We start from the raw sequence: 4,531 nt of genomic DNA, 5'->3' as shown, positions 1-4,531 counted from the left end.
CTGCCGTCACTGATGATCTGTGAGCTTCTCGGAGTGCCTTACGAGGATCACGAGTTCTTCCATAGGCATGCCGGCGTCACAAATTCGGTGAACAAGACCCCGGAGGAAGCGGCCGAAACGGTTGCCGAACTTCGCCGCTACATAGCGCGGCTGATCGACGCCAAGATGGGCGAACCCGCCGAGGACCTCCTGTCCGACCTGGGGATGCGCGTGAAGGACGGCGAGCTGACGCTCGACGAGGCCTCTCGCCTCGGGCTTATCCTGCTCGTCGCCGGTCACGACACCAGCGCCAACATGATCACCCTGGGCACCGCACTGATGCTGCAGAATGAAGAGCAGCTCGCAGTCCTGCGTGAGCGATCCGACGACTCGAAATTCGTGACCAACGCCGTCGAGGAACTGTTGCGCTACTTGACCCTTCCCCATCTGCTGGCGCGCCGGGCGGCAATCGATGACATCGAGTTCGAAGGCGAGACCATCCGGGCGGGCGAGGGCGTGATCGTCTCGCTTCCGGCAGCGAACTGGGACGCCGAGGCGTTTCCCGAACCCGGGAAGCTGGATCTGACCCGTACCTCGTCGCATCATCTCGCCTTCGGGTGGGGCCCGCATCAGTGCGTCGGACAGCAGCTGGCTCGCATCGAGCTGCACGTCGTCTTCAGCACGCTCTTCCGTCGTATCCCCACGCTGCGGCTCGACGCCGACATCTCCGAGTTGAAATTCAAGGAGGATTCGCAGGCGTACGGGATCTACGAGCTACCGGTCGCCTGGTAGAACCCGCTTCCGTCCTGTGTCCGTCTGGTGCAGAGAATATCTCGGGTCGCATGGGTCGCGAAGTTCGCTGATCGGCACACTCGGTTTCGGTGCCAATTCGCACCGAGCTGCATTGGCCACACACCAACGGCCATGAGGAGACCTGAGACCTCGGTGGCGATCGACTGACCGGTCTCGGTCACAAGGGATCACACCCGTTTGATCACGAAATGCTACCGGGCGGCCATACGCCCGAAGCGAAGTGGAGGAGGACGTCCATGTCGGACGCTGACAAGCAACAGTTTCATCTGACGCGGTTGTATCATCCGAGTCACCATGTGACCGATCTCCGCGAGGCGGAGGTGTGGTTCGGGCGGGTCTTCGGTCGTCCGAGCCGACCCATCTCCGAGATGACCCGCAATGCTCCCGCGAGCGAGGGTTATCCTACGGACTATTCGACGTTCACTCCGATCAGTGATGTGCTGTTCGACACGATTGATCCGAAACGGTATGTGCTCGATGGTGTTCAGCAGTACGCGAGTGTCGACGGTCCGCATCTGAAGGGGTTCGGGTGGTATGTCGACGGGATCGCCGATGCCTATCGCCGACTCAAGGCACTCGGCATCGCCATGGTGGGGCAGCGGGGGGAGGTTGCCGACGGCGACAATCCGCCGTCGGCGCCGGGTTCGCCGATGCCGATCTTTTTCACGGTGCCCGAGAGTGCGGGTCTGCGGTACGAGTTCTTGCCGCAGATTCCGTTTCCGTTGGATCATCGGCTGGTGCCGGGCTGGGAGGTGCCGGCCGTGTCCGATGATGATCCGTTGGGCATCGAGCGGTGTTCGCATCACACGGTTTTGACCGATCGCCCGGAGCGGGCGTTGCGGGTTGTGGTGGACGGTTTGGGGGGCACCGTGATTCACCGGGGCCGCAACGAGGTGCTCGGTGCGAGCAGCACGTATGTGCATCTCGCGGATGCGGTGTTCGAGTATGCGGTTCCGGATGCGGGGACCGCGGCGTATGTGGACTGGGCGGGGGCGGCGCCGAACGATACCTACCATGCGATCACCTGGAAGGTCGTGGATCTGGATCGGGTGGAGCGGCATTTGAAAGAGCAGGGTGTGGACCTGCGGGTGCGTACCGGTGAGGTCATCGTTACGGATCCGGTTTCGAGCCTGGGGATTCCGTGGGTTTTCACCACTGCCCTGACGCCGGGCGATCCGCGGGATGTGGGATGACTGCGAGTAGCGACGAGAGGCAATGTTGATGAGTGCGTTGGATGCTGTCACCTCCGGTGATGTGGTGACCGTGGATGTGTTGGTGGTCGGTGCGGGGGTGACCGGGATCCATCAGTTGTACCGGGCCCGTGAGGCGGGTTTTTCGACGCTGGCGTTGGAGGCCGGTGACGGGGTCGGTGGAGTGTGGTATTGGAACCGGTACCCGGGTGCGCGGCTGGATTCGGAGAGTTACACCTACGGATACCTGTTCTCGAAGGAGTTGTTCGAGGGGTGGGAGTGGACCGAGCGGTTCGCCGGTCAGCCGGAGAACGAGCGGTACTTCAATTATGTGGTCGACGCATTGGATCTGCGTCGGCACATCCGGTTCGGTGCCCGGGTCACCTCCGCTGTTTTCGAGGAGGGCACGGCCACTTGGCTGGTGCGCGCCAGTGACGGGACGGTGGTGCGGGCGCGGTTCCTCGTCGCCGCGACGGGTGTGTTGTCGGTCCCGGCGTTCCCGGGGGTGCCGGGCCGGGAGAGCTTCCGGGGGATTGCGCATCACACCGGGTTGTGGCCGGACGAGCCGGTCGATTTCACCGGTAAGCGGGTCGCGGTGATCGGGACCGGGGCCAGTGGTGTGCAGGTCATTCCGGTCATCGCCGACGAGGTGGAGTCGTTGACGGTGTATCAGCGGACCCCGAACTGGTGCACGCCGTTGTCGAACGAGCCGATCTCGGCGGAGCAGTATGCGCAGCTGCGGGCCGACTTCGAGCAGATGCGCGAGATTCTGAACGCGTCGGTCAGTGGGTTCCTGCATCAGCGTGATACCCGCAAGGCGTTCGAGGACGGCAAGCAGCAGCGGTGGGCGCGTTACGAGAAGATGTGGACCAGCCCGGGTTTTTCGAAGGTGATCAGCAACTATGCCGACACGATGACCGACTCCGCCGCCAACGAGGACTGGTGCCGGTTCATGGCGGAGAAGATCCGGGGCATCGTCACCGATCCCGAAACTGCGGAGAAACTGATCCCCCGCGACCACGGCTGGGCGGCGAAGCGGCCGCCGTTCACGACGGATTACTTCGAGGCCTACAACAACCCGAAGGTCTCGCTGGTCGACCTGTCGGAGACTCCGATCCTTCGGGTGACGGAGACCGGGATCGACACCGCGGACGGGCCGCGGGAGTTCGACATCATCGTGTGGGCGTCCGGGTTCGACTTCGGCACCGGGGCGCTGACGAGGATGGGTATTCGTGGGCGTGGTGGTCTGGCGTTGGAGGACTACTGGGCGGGTGGTCCGCGCACGTTCGCCGGCACCATGTGCCGGGAGTTCCCGAACTTTTTCTTCCCGGGTGGGCCGCACGGTGCGGCCGGGAACAATCCCCGGTATGCGGAGGATCAGGTGAACTTCGTTGCCGATGCGCTCGAGTACATGCGCGAGCGGGGGCACACGGTGATGGAGGTGCCCGCCGATCTGGAACAGAAGTGGAACCAGATGGTCGAGGAACTCGCCGTGCATTCGTCGTTCGGGGAGGCCAGTTATTTCTACGGCACCAACATTGCGGGTAAGCCCCGCAGCTTTCTGCTCAACCCGGGTGGCCGGCCGAAGCTGCGTGAGGCGATGAGCGAGGTTCTGGATTCGAAGTACGCGCGGTTCCTGTCGTGAATCGGCAACCAACACAGAAGGTATTGGCGATGGAGAAGTACAGGTTCGACGGCCGGGTTGCGGTCGTGACCGGTGCCGGTCGCGGGATCGGGCGGGCCTATGCGCACCTACTCGGCGGGCTGGGCGCGAAGGTCGTGGTGAACGACCTCGGGGGCACGATCGACGGGTCCGGTGCCGATGGCAGTCCGGCGGAGACCGTGGTCCGGGAGATCGTCGACGCCGGCGGCATCGCGGTCGCCGACGTCAGCGACATCTCGACCGTCGCGGGTGGCAAGCAGGCCATCGACACGGCATTGGAGAATTTCGGGCGGATCGATGTTGTCGTGAACAATGCGGGCAATGTCCGGTTCGGGGGTCTGCCCGGGGTGGATGCGGACAACATCGACAGTCACCTGGCCGTCCACGTCAGGGGCGCCTTCCACACCTCCCACGCGGCGTGGCCGCACATGCTCGAGCAGAACTACGGGCGCATCGTCATCACCACCTCGATCGGGATGTTCGGGCTGCCGGACAACCTCGGGTATGCCACCGCCAAGGCGGCGGTGATCGGGATGGCGAACAGCATGACCCTCTCGGCCGGGGAGCACGACATCAAGATCAACGTGATCGCACCGAATGCGATGACGCGGATGGGTGGCGCCCCGTCGGACGGCATGGACCAGATGCGCAAGGGGCGGGACGAGCCGAAGTCGGACATGGACCCTGCGCTCGTCGCCCCGATGGTGGGTTACCTCGCGCACGAGGCGTGTGAGGTCAGCGGGCAGACCTACCTTGCGGGGGCCGGGCGGTTCGCGCACCTGTTCGTGGGGGTGACGGAGGGGTACCTGCATCCCGATCCGCACAGCGTGACCATCTCGGACGTCGTCGACGGAATGGCGCGGATCACGGATCGGTCCGATTTCTA

4 protein-coding genes are annotated in these 4,531 nt (G+C 64.0%); all 4 read left to right on the top strand.

The window, feature by feature from the left end; translation table 11 throughout:
* On the top strand, positions 1 to 771 hold a 771-nt coding region (locus tag AZG88_RS07375; protein WP_231913860.1), incomplete at its 5' end, for a cytochrome P450.
* Positions 772 to 1,028: 257 nt separating this feature from the next.
* Positions 1,029 to 1,985: a hypothetical protein gene (locus AZG88_RS07370; RefSeq protein ID WP_197436012.1), complete on the top strand. Its 957-nt coding sequence runs from the start codon at positions 1,029 to 1,031 to the stop codon at positions 1,983 to 1,985.
* A 28-nt stretch (positions 1,986 to 2,013) separates the two neighbouring features.
* Entirely contained in the window at positions 2,014 to 3,627 is a 1,614-nt protein-coding gene (locus tag AZG88_RS07365) for a flavin-containing monooxygenase (RefSeq protein ID WP_156517443.1), read from the top strand.
* 29 nt (positions 3,628 to 3,656) lie between these two features.
* A partial coding sequence (locus tag AZG88_RS07360) for an SDR family NAD(P)-dependent oxidoreductase (protein ID WP_061697355.1) occupies positions 3,657 to 4,531 on the top strand: 875 nt, incomplete at its 3' end.

The organism is Rhodococcus sp. LB1 (assembly GCF_001583455.1).
In the GTDB taxonomy this organism is placed as follows: Bacteria; Actinomycetota; Actinomycetes; order Mycobacteriales; family Mycobacteriaceae; genus Rhodococcus_F; species Rhodococcus_F opacus.
The sequence above is the reverse complement of the archived record's forward strand: the minus strand, read 5'-3'. Positions and strand labels throughout refer to the sequence as shown.

Bases quoted from the DNA above. Each gene is read 5' to 3' on its own strand.
- AZG88_RS07370 (WP_197436012.1), top strand. From the start codon at position 1,029: ATGTCGGACGCTGACAAGCAACAGTTTCATCTGACGCGGTTGTATCAT.
- AZG88_RS07365 (WP_156517443.1), top strand. From the start codon at position 2,014: ATGAGTGCGTTGGATGCTGTCACCTCCGGTGATGTGGTGACCGTGGAT.